Raw genomic sequence first — 16,061 nt, 5'->3', positions numbered from 1 at the left:
CCTGCCTCAGCGGTAGAGCATGTCCACCATTCCCTCGTCGCCCCACGAACATCACGGCGAATGCCGACCGGACTACATGGAACTGCTAATCCCGAGGTCGCGGGTTCGAATCCCGCCGGGTCCACCATTGGGGGCCCGTAGCTCAGCGGCAGAGCGCGTAACCGTCCGGTCACCCTTCGTCGCCGTGACCATCAAACAAGCTGGCGAATGCCGGCGGGACTACATCGGTAAGGCCGAAAGGCTCAGGTGGTTCGACTCCACCCCGGGTTCGCCCGGAATGTCTCGCCAACCCTCGTCGCCGGCACCATGATTGCAAGCAGGAGTTCACGATGACCCAGACGCGTTTCGAATACAGCCACGTCGACGGCGGCGTGCCGATCAAGAGCTGGACCCGGGGCGTGCCGGTCGACGACAAGGCGCGCGAACAGCTGGCGCGCGCGGCCAGGATGCCGTTCATCTTCAAGCATGTCGCGGCGATGCCCGACGTCCATGTCGGAATCGGCGCGACCGTGGGTTCGGTCATCCCGACCAAGGGCGCGGTGATCCCGGCGGCGGTCGGCGTCGACATCGGCTGTGGCATGATGGCGGCGCGCACCTCGCTGATGGCGCATGACTTGCCCGACAATCTGGAGGGCATCCGGAGCGCGATCGAGCGTGCGGTTCCGCACGGACGCACCACCGGCCGTGGCGGGCGCGGCGACAAGGGCGCGTGGGGCGATCCCCAGGCGCACATCGTCGAAGCCTGGTCCACGCTCGCCGCGCGGTTCAAGCGGATCACCGACAAATATCCGCGGCTCGAGAAGACGAACAACCTCGTCCATCTCGGAACGCTCGGCACCGGCAACCACTTTATCGAGCTGTGTCTCGATCAGGAGGCGCGGGTGTGGGTGATGCTCCATTCGGGATCGCGCGGCGTCGGCAATGCCATCGGCACCTTCTTCATCGAATTGGCGAAGCAGGATATGCGCAAATGGCACATCAACCTGCCCGACGAGGACCTGGCGTACTTCCCGGAAGGGACCGACCATTTCGACGATTATGTCGAGGCGGTGGGCTGGGCGCAGGACTTTGCCGCGCTGAACCGGCGCGTGATGATGGCGAACGTGATCGCGGCGCTGCGGCTCCAGATCGCCAAGCCGTTCGACGCGGAGATGGAGGCGGTCAACTGCCACCACAACTACGTCCAGCGCGAGAACCACTTCGGTGAGAATGTGCTCGTGACCCGCAAGGGCGCGGTGCGTGCGGCGAAGGGCGTGATGGGGATCATCCCGGGGTCGATGGGCGCGAAATCGTTCATCGTCCGTGGCCTTGGCAATGCCGAGAGCTTCGACAGCTGTTCGCACGGTGCGGGGCGCGTGATGTCGCGCACCGAGGCGAAGAAGCTGGTGAGCCTCGACGAGCATATCGCCGACACGATGGGCGTGGAGTGCCGCAAGGACGAAGGCGTGATCGACGAAACGCCGCGCGCCTACAAGCCGATCGAAGCCGTGATGGCCGCCCAGGCCGATCTGGTGGAGATCGTCCACACGCTGAAGCAGGTGGTGTGCGTCAAGGGGTGACCCTTTGCGCGCACTCATCTCGTCACCCCCGCGAACGCGGGGGCCCATCTCCCGAACTGTCGTCCAATTGGCGCGGTGAGGAGATGGGTCCCCGCTTTCGCGGGGATGACGGTAGGAAGAAACGAGATGATTACCGTGGAACTGAACCCCAGCATCGCACCTGACGTGCGCCGCGAGATCGAGCATCGCCTGTCCGCGATCGAGGCGGAGGAGGGCGTGCGCGTGCTGATGGCGGTCGAATCCGGCTCGCGCGCCTGGGGCTTTCCCTCGCCCGACAGCGATTACGACATCCGCTTCATCTATGTCCGCCCGCGCGACTGGTATCTGTCGCTGGCGCCGGGCCGCGACGTGATCGAGCGGCCGATCGTCGATGAGATCGACCTCAACGGCTGGGACATCCGCAAGGCGTTCGGGCTGCTGCTTAAGTCGAACGCGGTGGTCAGCGAATGGATCGAATCGCCGATCCGCTATCGCCCCGACGATCCGTTCGTGGCGAAGTTCGCGGCGCTCGCCGACGCGATGCTCGATGCCCGCGCACTAGCGCATCACTATGCGCGGCTGGGGCGGACCGCGGCGGACCGCTGGCTCGACGGCGATGGCGACGTCGCGGTGAAGAAGTATTTCTATGCGCTGCGTCCGGCACTCGCGATTCGCGTGCTGCGACGCCACCCCGACCGGCGTCCGCCGATGAACCTTCAAGCGCTGGTCGCGCTGGCGGATCTGTCGGCACAAGCCGAGGCGGCGATCGCCGAGCTGGTCGCGGCCAAGGCGCGGACCAACGAGCGCAGCAATGGCACGCGTGTGCCGCTGCTCGACGCGCTGATCGCCGACGAGCTGGGGCGCGCCGCCGAACTCGCGGTGCGCACCCCGTCCCCAATATGGGCGGCGCGTGCCAACGACCTTTTTCTGGAACTGGTAAATCAATGATCATCATCGACGGATCGGAAGGCGAAGGCGGCGGACAGGTGGTGCGCAATGCGTGCGCGCTGTCGCTGATCACCGGCCAGCCGTTCCGCATCACCAATGCGCGCGGCAAGCGGTCCAAGCCAGGGCTGATGCGCCAGCATGTCACCGCGGTCGAGGCCGCGTGCGCGCTGGGCAACGCGACGTGCGAAGACCTTGCGGTCGGCGCGTCCGAGATAACCTTCACGCCGGGCAAGGTGGTGCCCGGCGAATATCGCTTTGCGGTCGGCACGGCGGGGAGCACGGGGCTTGTGCTCCAGACGTTGCTGATGCCGCTCGTGCTCTCCGATGCGCCCTCGCGCCTGATCCTGGAGGGCGGCACGCACAACATGCTCGCCCCGCCGTTCGAGTTCATCGCGAAGACGTTCCTGCCGATCGTCAACCGCATGGGGCCGACCGTCGAGGCGCGGTTGATCCGCCACGGCTTCTACCCGCGCGGTGGCGGGCGGATCGAGGTGGAGATCACCCCGGCGCCGCTTACCCCGATCGCGTGCGTCGAGCGGGGGGCGCTGCATGAGCGCAGCGTGACGGCGATGTTCGCCGCGCTGCCGTTCGAGATCGCCGATCGGGAGATCGGCGCCGCACGCAAGGCGCTGGATTGGCCGGAAGAGAGTTTCGCGGTGCGGCAGCTCCCCGAGGAGCAGGGGCCGGGCAACATCGTGCTGATCGAGGCGGCGTTCGAGCATGTCACCGAGATTGTCAGCGGCTTTGGCCAGCTCGGCGTCCCGGCCGAGCGCGTGGCGAAGATGGCGGCAGGGCGCATGGCCGGATATCTGGCGTCGAACGCCTTTGCCGGACCGTATCTGCAGGACCAGCTCCTGCTGCCGTTCGCGCTTGCGGGCGGGGGCGCCTTCACCACCGTCAAGCCAAGCCAGCACAGCCTGACCGCGCGCGACGTGATCGAACGCTTCATCGGCCGCCGCGGCGTGTTCCGCGATCAGCCGGACGGAACACATCGCGTCGAATGGCGCTAGTTCAGAATCCTCCTTGCGGGGGGCGCGCAGATGGCAAATCCCAGCAAGGCCGGGTCGATCCCAGGACAACAAAAAGAGCAACAATTGGGGTCGCTGCTGGTGCTCTTAGCCGGATTTCGCCGGACGGTGTCTGGCGATTCTCGGTCTAAAAATGCTGTGAAACCAGCCGCTTACTGGACGCTGCTGGACGTATCCAGAGCCAGTATTGGTGCCCAGAAGAGAACTCGATGATATTAAATAAACAATTGAAATAATTAAAACAAACTAAGGTAGATAATCAGATATTCCCCTAATTATTGCCCTACAACTGCGATACTTTTGATCCAAGGGATGATTTGATTACGATTTTACTCAAAGCGTGTCAAGATGTCTCATGTGATTCGGCTTTCGAAATTGCCGAAATACGTTCCGAAATTTGTCTTGGGAGCCATTGGCAGTAGGGAGTGTTTGGAGCAGACGCGCCGAGTTCGCTAAACTCACACTCTTGTGCATTCCAATCAGAGTCCGGGTGATGGAAGCGGAGCGGCGTTAATCCACCGATAGCCTTGCGAAGGCGCACCGGTCCCGTGAGGGACTATTGTCATAACCAGCTCGCGGAGCCCCTGTCGGATAGTCGACGAGGAGATGTTCAGCGCGACGTTTGCCACGTCGAGCCGGTCTTCGCCGGCAGCTAGCCCATGTGTCATCGCTCCGCCCGTGCCGCCAACCGAGGCGGGGTACAGCAGGACAAGACGCTGACAGTCATAGAGCCGAGCGTAGGCCATCATCTGATAGATGTCGGCGTGCGACACGCCCCTTTCGGCCGGCTTCCACTTCGTGTCGAGGATGGCCACGATCCGTCCTTCGTGCTTCACGAGAATGTCGGGCCGGGTCGGGTGGCTGTTCCCGACGACGGTTTCACCCTCGATCCACGGGCCGACGCAATAGGCGCCGCCCCCTTGCGCATCGACCGTCAGATCCGTGTCGCCGAGCGCCTTACGCAGTTGGACCGCCACATAGCGCTCAAACAGATCATTCATCGCGAACAGTAGCGTGATGCCGTCGGGCGTGCCCGCTCCTGCATGCGTTTGCTGCCAGCTCGACCCGACGAGTAGGCGCGCAAGTTGAAGCAGTGCGCGCCATCGTTGGCTGGATCGGTCGATCCGAACCTGCTTCCACGGGAGCGATCCGCGCGGAACGTCGCTGATATCTGCCATCCGGAAGCGAAGCTCGGCAAGCTTCCTCTGGGTGCTGCTCGCCTTCGCGTGGCGCGTCAGCAGCAGAACGCACGCCTTCATGATGCGCATCAGCGGTGTATCGCCATCGAGCGCGTCGAACCGGCACGCCAACCGGTCCGGGCGCACCGCATGGACCGTGAATTGGCGCACCACATCGAGCTTGCCGCGCAGCGCGCGTAGATCGTCCTCTTCTGAGCGATACTGGCGGGGTAATCCGCGCCGCACTTCGGCCAGCAATCGGTCTGCGAACAGCGCGATGAAGATGTCGAGCAGCGAGTTGGCGCGACGCGCCATCGCCGTCGCTTCACCGGAAGAGAGGTTCAGACCGTGCGCGACATCAAGCATGTGCACCAGCCGCGCCCGCACTGCCGCCGGATCGGCCAGCTCCAGACCGGCATCGACCTTAGGCAGGATTTCGAGGCTGCACCCGCGCGCAGCGATGACGCCAACCGCCTGTCGTGCGCGCAGGTAGCGATGGTGGTCGCACAGAATATCCGTCCCGTCATTCCCGCCCAGCACATGGCTCCGTGCAGCGGCCAGAAGAGCATCGGCCTGAGGACGACTGAACCCGCTCTCGCCGACCTCGACACGGCCCCATTCAAGGACCGTGCGATGGGTCATGCTTCGTCCTCGGCGCCATCGAGTTCGTCCGCCTCCGCGGGCACATCTTCGACCGGCTTGCCGACGAGGCGACGATAGGCATCAAGCTCGAATGTCTTACGGACACTCCAGCTCTCACGATCCTCGCCGCCTTCGCCGGTCGGGTCTTTGATCTTGCGGCAATCGAGGAACCCGCCTCCCTTGCCCTTCGGCTCACCGAGCACCGCAGCCACACGGCTCCAGTCCTCGAAGAAATACTCCTGAAGCAGCGGGATCACCTTGTCGCGCATGACAGCATCGACAGCGTCTTTGTCCTCACAGCCGATGAAGAAGGCGTGGCCGACGCGGTGCTCGCGATCGATGAGGTACTCGATCCGGTCGTTGATCGTCCGCAGGACTTGGCGAAGCGGGATGCCCTCTGAGCTCTGAGGCAAAAGCGTCTCGTCCGGAGCCAGCTCCTTGAACCGGAACCGCCGCCGCAGTGCCGTGTCGAGCAGTGCAATCGAGCGATCGGCGGTGTTCATCGTGCCGATGATGTGAAGGTTCGCGGGCACGCCGAAATCGCGCTTTTTGGAGTAGGGAAGCGTCAGGGTGAGCGCGTTGCCCATGCCGAGACGTTTGTCCCGCTCGATCAGCGTGATCAATTCGCCAAAGACCTTGGAGATGTTCGCACGGTTGATCTCATCGATGACGAGGACGAATTGCTCCGGCGTTGCGACGCTCCCCGTCTCCGCTGGGGTGTCGCTATCCCCAGCAATCAACCTTCCCAATGCCGGTAGGTTCACCCGCTTCTTGGCGAGCGCATACAACGTCCGCATGGTGAAGTTCCCCTCGACGATCGTATCAAGGGGCAGCGGCTCGTCTAGCGTGAGGAGCCAGCGAACGTCGCGGCGGTGCGCATAATAGCCTTCGGCTGACGGCTCGTAGCGATACTCGCCAGTGACCTCGGCAATCGCGCGAAACGCGGTGTTCCCATAGGGCACGATGACGATGTCGCCGACCTTCATCTCCGAACGGAAAGGCCAGGTCTGCGTCCAGTTGCTTGGCGTTGGGTCGTCAGGGTTTTGTTCAAGCCACTCTGCCTTGATCGCATCGAACGACGCAAACCTCTCTGGGCTCCAGTCGATGGAGCCACCCCAACCCAGCGCGATGTAGTTGTTGGCAATTGCAGCGTCATAGACGTCATCTTCGCTGCCGATTGCGCCTTGGCCCATCTTCCAAAAGCGCCGGCCGGAGAAATCGTAGCTGATCGAACCTGACGAGGGTGCCGACCGCGTGCGTGCCTGTTCGGCGAGAGCGCAGATCTCGCGGAATATGCCGGGTCTCGGTTCAAGCCGGAACCCGGCGGACGCGCCCTCGGCGTCGCTCGCGCCCGTTTCGGGGCGGAGGCCCTCAACGAAGGTTTCGTAGTCGTAATTCTGGTGGAAGGTGACGAACACGATCCGCTTCTCGGTCTCGAGCTCGCGATAACGCGCCATCAGCGCCGCGCGACCATCCGGTGCCTCACCATCGCACAGCTTCACCGCTTCGGCAGCGGTCGCGTAGGTCTTGCCGGTACCCGGCGGGCCATAGAGGATCAGATTGGTAGGCGCTGGACCGTCAGTTCTTTCCAAAGACGCGCCGCCTAACTCGTAAGTGAAGGTGGTCGTCGAACTGTTATCTGGGCCGGTGTAGGTCGGAACGCCCGTGCCAGCCATCTTCTGAAACTTCTGACCGCGCAGCGCCTGGCACACATTCGCATGCGCGGCGGAAAGCCCCAGCGCGCTGTGGACGTCGCCGCATCGGATCGAAACGCGATCGTCGCCGCGCGCACGTGCGGGCTCGATGTAGGTCTTGAGCGCATGGTCACGGACTCGATCCGCGTCCCGTCCACCATCCATGTCTGGCTTCTCCTTGCAGGTGACCCAGACGAAACCCTGCGCGTCCCACAGGTCGCGCGGCGCCCAGCCCCATTGCTCCATCGCGTCGAACAGGCTGTCGGAGAGGTCGAGCACCGCTTCATATTCTGCGGCCGTCAGCGGATTGTTGCCGAAAATCGACTTACCCCAGAGCGCCAGGCCGAGATGGTAGAAGCGGGTATGGTTGACGGCGATTGCTTCGGACGGGCGGGCAAGCGCCTGGAACAGCGTGGCGAGAACCCGGATGTCGGCATAGGGCATGCTCTGCTCGCTGCCCTGCTTGATCAGGTCCCACGCCGCGCTGACGAACGACTCTGCCGCTTCCGGGGGCGGGGCTTTCGATCGCGCCAGCGCGCCAACAGCCGCTTCCAGCGCGCCGCCCGACCGCGCCCGAACCGCTTCGATATGGCCGCGCCGTCGATAGTCCCCGACCAGGTTCACATCCTTGTCGAGGACGTGATCGAGCAGCGCAGCGCCCAGCGCGGCTTCATCTTGCGCGGGGTCTGCGATCAGCGGCGCGACCTTGGCTACCAGCGCGCGTTTGTAGCCGTCCTCATCCCGGAAATACGCCCCATCACCGCCAAAGCCACCCTCCTGCTCGAAGTTGGGATAGGCCGCGATGAAGCGGGCCTTCAACGCCGCGAGCGCAGCGGGATCGATCTCGTCCGTTTCCGGTGCGTCGGCCCCGGCGTCATAGTTGGGGTCCTTGCCATCGGCGAAATGGCCATATTGGCGCGCGACGTTGATCAGGTTGGTCAGCTGGCGCGTCGGGTCCGGTGCCTGGGGCGCCATCTTGCGCGCAGCGGCCTCGTTCGCGTGCCAGTCCGCTGCGACCCGCCGCACCGCATCGACCAGCGCGGGCCAGCGGCCATTGGCGTGGAGTGTGTCCAGATCGCGTTCGGCAAAGCCAAGCTCCGCCAGCGCGCGTTCGATCCGGGGTGCCTTGCGCGCGCGATTGTTGACGCCCTTCGCGGTAAGCGGTGTCCCCTGATACTCGCGTCGCGCCAGCCACTGGCGGAACTCCCGGTCACGCATCCTCTCTGTCCCCCTTTGCCGACCTTATCCCGTGCGTCCCACTCGCCTAACGATCGTCATGCGTCCGCCTTTGCGCGTCGTCCCCGTTTCGCCTTGGGCGCAGCGGCGCGTTCGGCGCGGATGCGGTCGAGCAGGACGCTGGCGGGCTCGTCATTCGGGTCTTGCGGGACCAGCTCGCCGCGGAACGCCCTCGCGAGGATGGCGGCCTCGAGCTGGTCGATCAGCGCCCGGGCGCGCGCAGCTTCGGCTTCTAGACGGTCGGCGCGGGCGAAAGCGATGGTGAGCGTTCGGACCGCCGCAGCTTGGACAGATAACGGGGGCAGCGCGATGGGTGTCGCCTTGATCAACGAGACATTCAGAGTCTTGCGAGCTACCTCGCGAGCATCCGCGGCGAACATCTTCTGACAATCTTCCGCCGCCAATCGCAAGGCGAGCCACATAGGGTGGACCTTACTCGTATCCGGCCGTAGCCTGGCGACAGCTCGCGCGATATTGGTGGGCTCTTTCATTCCAAAAACCACGGCGATACGACCAATGGTTCCGACCACAGAGATTAGAACGTCGCCATCTTGCACGCGGGCGCTGGAAAACTGCCTGTCAATTTCGGGCGCTATCCGCCGAAGACTAGGCCATGCAACTTGCATATCGTGAAGATCGCAGACCCGGATCATCTGGACACCGGAGCCCTTTTCGCCTCCAGGTTGAAGGACGCCATAGCGTATTGGTGCGCTTGGCAGGGTGAGCGAACCTAGGTCGACCACGTTCGCCCAGTCGCCGGCAAACATTTGGCCGAGTGTCCTTTTTCGAAAATCCCTCACCAGGACCGGTACCCGGTCCAGTTCTGCCCGCGCGCGCGCGAGGCGGGCTGTCAGCGCGTCCAACTTAGCGACGATGCGGCGCTGTTCGGCCAAAGGCGGCACTGGGACCTTGATCTTTCCTGCCTCCGCCGGGCGCGCCCGCATCAGCGACCCACCGACCCCCGAAACAGTTCGCATGAACTGATCATGGAACTCGTCAGACAGGACGAAACGGCGCAGAAAATTAGGTTCGAGCGGCGTGTCACGAAATACGATCCACTCCCCTGAGGCGATCTGCGCTCGCCCCGAGGGGGGAGGTACGACCCAACCGCGGCGGATATGCGGTACGATCTTGCACAAGAGCACGTCGCCCGGCTCGACCTCCTGCTTGGCGCTCCCGATATCCGCGCCCGTCACTTGGTCCGGCGTAGCGTCAGAGTAGGACGGGACGCTGAACAAGTCGAACTTTGTGAGCGGCTCTTTCCGTGGATCAACAGTAGTGGTTCTAGCTTGGCACTCAGCGAGTTGGATCGTTTCCCAGCTTTCCGGCAGCGTCACTCTGCTGCCTCCACCATCGCAGGCCCGCTAACATCACTCTCCAATTCCGCCACCAGCGCCGCAATCTCCTCCAGCGCCACCTTCAAATGCCCCTCGATTGCGGCAGCGATATCCTCCGGCGTGTCGAGGCCGTCTTCGGCGTCGGCGCTGGTGTCCTTGAGCCAGGCGATGTCGAGATTGTCAGCGCGCGCGGCAATCTCCTCACGGGTGAAGCGGCGGAAGCGGCCTTCCGGTCCCTGATCGGTGCGGGGTGCACCGCCGAAGGGATCGTCGCCGAACGCGGAGACGAAATCGGCCAGGTCTTCGGCCTTGAACGGGTTGGTCTTGCCATAGGATGGCGCGCCGGACCGGGCGTCGTAAATCCACACTTCGCGCGTGGCATCCTGCGTCGGTGCCTCTTCATCCGCGCGGGTGAAGAACAGGACGTTGGTCTTGACCCCCTGGGCATAGAAAATGCCGGTCGGCAGGCGCAGGATGGTGTGGAGGTTGCACCAGCTCATCAACCGCTGGCGCAGCAGCTTGCCGCGTCCGTCATCGAACAGGACATTGTCCGGCACCACGATCGCGGCTCGCCCGCCGAGCCGAAGCGCGCGGATGCAATGTTCGACAAAGGGCAGCTGATAAGACGACACCCGATCGGTGATGGTCAGGTCATCGCGCGTCGGCGGTCCACCCGCCGGGCCAAAGGGCGGGTTGGTCAGGATCAGGTCGGCATTCTTGAACTGCGGACGCTGGCCCGCCGGACTCAGCGTGTCGGCGAGGTCGAGATTGTCCGGGTCGATCGCATGCAGATGCAGGTTCATCAGCAGCAGGCGGAAGGTGTCGGGCACATTCTCAACGCCGCGTAACGCCTGTTGCAGCTGGAACGCCTGTTGCTTCGGGCTGAGCTCGAAATAATCGTCGCTCGCCGCCTTCATGAAGCTGTTGGCGGCGATCAGGAAACCGCCGGTTCCTGCTGCCGGGTCCTGAATGACCTCACCGGGACGCGGCTGCATCAGGGCGACCATCACCTCGATCAGCGTGCGCGGGGTGAAATACTGGCCCGCACCGCGCTTGGTCTCCTCCGCCATCTTCTGGAGCAGACCTTCATAGGCGTCACCAAACGCATCGCGATCGGCGCTGTACCAGTGCAGCCCGTCGATCGCGTCGACCAGCTGGCGGAGGTTGGCGGGGGTGCGGATGATCGTGGCAGCATTCTGAAAGATTGCGACGACCGAACGATCGGCCACCTTGGTGCCGTCGCCTAAGTCCATCAGCGCCTGCTTGTAGCGCTGAAGCACCTCGGTCTGGCTCGCCGATTTGAGCGCGCCCCAGCGATAGGCCTCTGGAATGCGGCTCTCATCCTTCTGCTCCGACGCCATCTTGAGGAAGAGCAGATAGGTGAGTTCGGTGACGTACTGCTGGTACGTCACACCGTCCTTGCGGAGCAGCGCGCACAGGCGCCAGAGCTTGTTCACCAGATCGGCGGAGGGGTTCATCGCTTTGCTTTCATTACGCGGCCCGATCGTCGCCCCAGATGGCGGCGTTCAGATCCTTGAGGACATCGCCTAGACCAGAGTCGAACTCGCGGTCGACCATTTCGAACCCTCCCGCCTGGGCGAAGAGCGGTTCCTGGAGCATTTCGGGGTCGCCAACCGGCTGCGCCTTCAGCGCGCGGCCGATGCGGGTGAGCCATTGGCGCTGCTTCGTCGTCCAGTCGCGGCTGGCGAGGATGCGCTGTACGCCATTCTCGACCCGCGTTTCATAGGGCACGAGCGGATCGCCCAGCGCGGCCTGGCGGATGAAGCCGATGATGTGGGCGGCGATATCTGCATTGCGCGCGCTGCCATAGGCACGGCGCAGCGTCGCTTCGGAAAAGCCGTTGCCGTCGAGCAGGATCGCGAGCTCCTTGAGCTCGGCGCGGGTCAGCTCGCGGGGGCGTTGGGTCGCGGCGATCATCGCCGGCACCGCATTCATATTGGTGCGGACGAAGGTTTCGAAGCTTTCGATATAATCGGCGGGGCTGGCCTTGTCCCCATAGTCGTCGATCACCTCGATCAGCTCATCGTCATGTTCGGAGATGAGGATACCGTCGCCGTGCCGCGCAGGGTTGGCGGCATCGAGCGCGGCAGCCAGCGAGGGATGGTCGCGGAACAGCGCGATGGTCTCTGCTGGAGGCGCGGCGCGCAACCGGTCGGCAAGGTCGGGGAGCGGGCCGAGCACTTCCTCAAGCCGCTGGCGCCGTTCCTCGTCGATGTACTTGATCCGCTGGCGCAGCTTCAAGACGATCTGGTCGCGGACGAAGACGCGGTCCTCCTCACTCGTCGCGCGCTCGAGATCGGCGGTCAGGACAGCGAATGAAAGCGCCGGGTCGACGACCACCGGGCGCATGTCGCTCACCTCCTGCAGATTGGCGTAGATGTCGACGGCGTCGAAGATGCGGAAATACTCCTTCCCGATCTCGTCGCAGCGGCGTGTCGCGCGGCCGATCATCTGGTCGTACAGGATGCGGCTGTTGACCCGGCGGACGAACACCAGATTGACGATCGACGGGACGTCAATGCCGGTGCTGAGCAAGTCGACCGTCACCACATATTTGGGGCGCGGGTCGTTCTTGAACGCCTTGATCCGGTCGAGCGGCTTATCGATTTTGCCCGTGATCTTCTCGACCAGATCGTGTGCCTGCGGGCCATATTCCTCGGCCAGCGCGGCGCGCAGCTCCTCGACCAGAATGTCCGCATGGTCGTCGCGCGCAGCGAACAACAGGGTCTTGCCCGGCTGATCGGGTGGGCACTCCAGCGCGATCGCCTGCGCCACCGCGCGATTGAACGCGCGGGTGTAGACCTTCTTGTTGAACTCGGAGACTTCGAAATCGACCTCGTCGTCCAGGTTGAACAGGTCGATCTGCCCGGTGCGCGGATCGACGATATGGACCTCTTCGTCCTGGTCGAAATGGATGCCGGTCTGGCTGAGCGCGGTAACGATGCGCCGCGGCGGGCGATGGTCGATCAAATAGCCGTCGACCACCGCCTGGCGATATCCGTAATGGAAGACAGCGGCGCCGAAAATCTCGCGGGTGTGCAGCGCCGGCGTCGCCGTAAGGGCCACTTTGGTCGCATCGAAATAATCGAGCACCCGCCGATAGGCCGACAGATAGTCGTCGAGATTGCGGAAGCCGAGATCATCCTCGCGCAGCTCTGCGTCCAGGGTGTAGCCGCGATGCGCTTCATCGACGATGATCAGGTCATAGGTGCCCGGGGTGGGGCGCTCGGCTGCCGGATCGTCGAAAATACGGCGGATCATCGCTTGGACCGTCGCGACCTGAACCCGATCGGTCGCCTCCGGGAACTTGGTCGCCATGTCCGCGACCGGGAACACCTGATCGAATTTGAGGAAGCCACTCGTGTCGGTCGTGCTCATCGCGTCGAGCGTCTGCCGCCCGAGTGCGTTGCGATCGACGAGGAACAGGATGCGCCGGAACCGCTTGCGGCGCAGCAGTTCGTACATCAGCGCAATGGCGAGGCGCGTCTTGCCCGTGCCGGTCGCCATCGAGAGGAGGATGTTGCGCTGGCCGCGCTCGACCCCGTCTTCGACCGCCTTGATCGCGTCGCGCTGATAGGGGCGCAGGCCGGTGACGCCCAGTTCGCGATCGGCAACGCCGGATACATCCTCGGTCTGCTGCTCCAGCCGCTCGATCAGGTCGCGCGGCGAGAACCACTCCGGCAACGCGCGCGGTTCGCCGCCACCGGGGCGGGCGTCCCAGAACCAGATCCCCGATTTGGTCGCGAGCTGCTTTACATATGGCCGGCCGTTGGTGGCGAAGAGAAACGGGACGCGGAAGCGGTCGTCGCCGTCCTGCCACGGCCCTCCGCCGGGGAGTTCATCGGAGGTGAGCGTGATGTCGCGCGCATAGCGTTTCGCCTGTCCGATCCGGCCGGGGACATCGCTCGCCCCACGCTTGGCCTCCACCACGCCGACGCAGCGCCCGTCGACGAACAGGGCATAATCGACAGGGCCGTTGGCGGTTGGCCATTCGGCAATCGCCATCGCCTTCCCATATTGGGGCCGGACTCCCGCTGAGTAGCGCAGAACCGCGGTGTCGACTTCCCACCCGGCTGCGCGCAGCTGCTCGTCGATAAGAACCCGGGTTGTTGCTTCGTCGAGCTCGATCGCCTGGGCGTTGCGCGCACCGAGATCGGCGAGGAGATCGAGCTGCTGGGGTGGGGCGGCCTGTGCTGCCGCTTGAGTGGCGGCGAGTTCGGCCTCGACTGCCTTGAGCGATGCTTCGACCTCGGTGGCATAATCCTGCCAGAAGGCGCGTTCGCTGTCCTTTTCGGCTGCCTGTTGCTCCAGAAGGCGCGCCTTCGCCTCCTGATCACTGCTCGCTGCAACGGCCTTTTTGAGGCGTTCGATCTCTGCCCGAAGTTCTGCCGCGGGGTCAGCTGGAGGCGCGGGTGGTACGAACGGCCCCGCTTTGAACCCGGGCGCGTTGCCGTAGGTCTGGTGGAACCATACCGCCGTGTTCCGCGCGAGCTTCAGCGCGGTTAGTGCATCACCGGCGCTCCCGACATTTTCATGGGCAGCCGCGTTCCCGATCCGCTTCAGATGATACAGGAATTCAGAAATCTCACGCGGCAGGATCGCGCGCACCTTGAGCGTGCGTAGAACGTCGTCAAAAGACGCGCCTCCGACCGGCAGCAACCCGTGCGAGGCCGCGACTTCCTTGGCGAGAAACTCGCCGAGCTGCCGCAACTTGATGAGCGCGCCAGGCGGATCATCGGCGAAATAACGCTCAGCCAGCGCCCCGAGCCCAGCAAGCTGTTGGCCATGTTCAGCCAGAAACCAGAAATTGCTGGTCGGAACCCCCATTTCGAGGATGTTAGCTTGAGTTGATCGCGATGCAACTCGCTCAAGACGAACTCCTTCCGCTCGCACTTTCTATCGCCCGCTGCCGAAACCCCGGATTGAGAAGGCGAGAGCCAATCACCCGAAGGGTGGCAGGTTCTGGGCCGTGTGTGGACGGCCCTCCGTTGGCAAGGGGTTTTCGAAGCTCTGCATCCGCTGGTCGAGGCGGCCATGTGTCCGGCCTTTCGATGCGGCTTTGTCATGCGCCGCTGGCCATGATGCCTTTCGCGCGAACCGGGTCCCGACCTATAGCTCGCGCTCGAAGCGCCACGGCCCAAAATGGGTTTTCCCGATCCGGCGGTTTCAACCGGCTTTGTGCATCAACTCCTCATTGCCCTTCCCAACCTCGTGTGCGCGGCCTCGCGCTAAAGTTCTACGCCGCCATCGGCATCGGTTCTCGATAGCGTTCGCCACTGGTCATCAGCGCCCAGACCATCCTCGCGTTCTTGTTGGCGAGCGCCACCGCGGCAACCTTGGCAGGCCGGCGAGCGAGCAGCCGCACGAGCCAAGGTCGTTTTGTGCCGTGCCGTTGGGCGTAGCGGATTACCGCCATGGCACCGACAACGAGCATCTGCCTGAGATAGCGGTTGCCAGCACGCGTGATGCTGCCGAGCCGATCCTTACCGCCTGACGAGTTCTGCTTGGGTACGAGGCCGATCCACGCCGCTAGATCGCGACCTGTCTTGAACATGGTGGGGTCAGCGACCGACGCGACGAACGCACTTGCCAGGAGCGGCCCGACACCGGGAATATCCATCAGCCTGCGGCCCAGCTCTGTTCGCCGCGCGCTGGCTAGCACGCGCCGGTCGTTCTCGAGGATCTGCTGCTTCACGACTTCGAGCTGCGCTGCCAGCATCTGCAAACAGAGACGGGCATCCTGCGGAACGCGATCGTCGCTTTCATCAGCAACGACTTCTAGCAGCCGATCAACGCCGAGCCTGCCAACGGGAGCCACGACGCCAAACTCCGAGATGTGGGCCCGGATCGCGTTTGATATCTGCGTGCGCTGGCGGTTCAGCATCAGCCGCACTCGATGTAACATCATCAGGCTCTGCTGCTCTGGGCTCTTCACCGCAACGAAGCGCATCGTCGGGCGTGTCACCGCCTCGCAGATCGCCTCGGCATCGGCAGCGTCGTTCTTCCCGCGCTTGACGTAGGGCTTCACATACTGCGCCGGCATCAGCTTCACATCGTGACCCAGCTTGGTCAGTTCGCGCGCCCAGTAATGCGAGTTGTTGCACGCCTCGATGCCGACAAGGCAGCGCGGCAGCTTCGCGAAGAATGGCAGCATCCTCGCTCGCGTCAGCTGGCGGCGGATCACGACCTCACCATCAGCACTCACACCATGCACCTGAAACACCGACTTCGCGATATCCAGACCGATCGTTTTGACCTTCTCCATGGCGACTCTCCTTCCAGCTCAACCCCGCGATGTTACCGCAGGCGTGGTGGAGAGCCGTCCACAGCATCAGTTGCGGACAGGCAGCTTACCGGCGCTCGACTCAGCATAGCTGCCGTCCCCCGCCGATCACGCCCTCATGGCAGGTCACGACCATAATCAGACGCCCAGCGGCTA

At 63.9% G+C, this 16,061-nt stretch carries 9 protein-coding genes and 1 tRNA gene; 4 read left to right on the top strand and 6 right to left on the bottom strand.

Going from position 1 to position 16,061, the window contains the following annotated elements; all coding sequences use genetic code 11:
- Window positions 1-131 precede the first annotated feature (131 nt).
- The 4 genes from FPZ54_RS19900 to rtcA all read left to right on the top strand — a co-directional run bounded on the left by FPZ54_RS19900 (window position 132) and on the right by rtcA (window position 3,496).
- Window positions 132-271 (top strand) — tRNA-OTHER (locus FPZ54_RS19900).
- Between the two features lie 58 nt (window positions 272-329).
- A complete protein-coding gene (locus FPZ54_RS12540; protein WP_145847669.1) occupies window positions 330-1,559 on the top strand; it encodes an RtcB family protein in 1,230 nt (409 codons plus the stop codon).
- 126 nt (window positions 1,560-1,685) lie between these two features.
- Window positions 1,686-2,486, top strand: coding sequence for a nucleotidyltransferase domain-containing protein (locus tag FPZ54_RS12535; protein WP_186456756.1), 801 nt, complete (start codon window positions 1,686-1,688; stop codon window positions 2,484-2,486).
- The gene (gene rtcA, locus FPZ54_RS12530) at window positions 2,483-3,496 is read left to right on the top strand and encodes an RNA 3'-terminal phosphate cyclase (RefSeq protein WP_145847667.1); all 1,014 of its coding nucleotides are present in this window, start codon (window positions 2,483-2,485) and stop codon (window positions 3,494-3,496) included. Before FPZ54_RS12535 ends, rtcA begins: the two co-directional genes overlap by 4 nt.
- Before the next feature lie 497 nt (window positions 3,497-3,993).
- Here rtcA and FPZ54_RS12525 read toward each other — a convergent pair whose 3' ends face one another.
- From FPZ54_RS12525 to FPZ54_RS12500, 6 genes are all read right to left on the bottom strand, one after another.
- The gene (locus tag FPZ54_RS12525) at window positions 3,994-5,334 is read right to left on the bottom strand and encodes an McrC family protein (protein ID WP_145847666.1); all 1,341 of its coding nucleotides are present in this window, start codon (window positions 5,332-5,334) and stop codon (window positions 3,994-3,996) included.
- Window positions 5,331-8,246, bottom strand: coding sequence for an AAA family ATPase (locus tag FPZ54_RS12520; RefSeq protein WP_222428300.1), 2,916 nt, complete (start codon window positions 8,244-8,246; stop codon window positions 5,331-5,333). Before FPZ54_RS12520 ends, FPZ54_RS12525 begins: the two co-directional genes overlap by 4 nt.
- 56 nt (window positions 8,247-8,302) lie before the next feature.
- Window positions 8,303-9,601, bottom strand: a complete 1,299-nt coding sequence (locus tag FPZ54_RS12515) for a restriction endonuclease subunit S (protein ID WP_145847665.1) — start codon at window positions 9,599-9,601, stop codon at window positions 8,303-8,305.
- Window positions 9,598-11,079: a class I SAM-dependent DNA methyltransferase gene (locus tag FPZ54_RS12510; protein ID WP_145847664.1), complete on the bottom strand. Its 1,482-nt coding sequence runs from the start codon at window positions 11,077-11,079 to the stop codon at window positions 9,598-9,600. The genes FPZ54_RS12515 and FPZ54_RS12510 overlap by 4 nt, the downstream gene beginning before the upstream one ends.
- A 13-nt stretch (window positions 11,080-11,092) precedes the next feature.
- Window positions 11,093-14,449, bottom strand: coding sequence for a type I restriction-modification system endonuclease (hsdR, locus tag FPZ54_RS12505; protein WP_145847663.1), 3,357 nt, complete (start codon window positions 14,447-14,449; stop codon window positions 11,093-11,095).
- A gap of 409 nt (window positions 14,450-14,858) precedes the next feature.
- Window positions 14,859-15,887 carry an IS110 family RNA-guided transposase gene (locus FPZ54_RS12500; protein WP_145847662.1) on the bottom strand — a complete coding sequence of 343 codons (1,029 nt, stop codon included), beginning with the start codon at window positions 15,885-15,887 and terminating at the stop codon, window positions 14,859-14,861.
- Window positions 15,888-16,061: the final 174 nt, after the last annotated feature.

Origin of the sequence: Sphingomonas suaedae (assembly GCF_007833215.1) — a bacterium.
Lineage (GTDB): Bacteria > Pseudomonadota > Alphaproteobacteria > Sphingomonadales > Sphingomonadaceae > Sphingomonas > Sphingomonas suaedae.
Note: the sequence above shows the minus strand (reverse complement) of the source record. Positions and strands in the feature narration are given on the sequence as shown.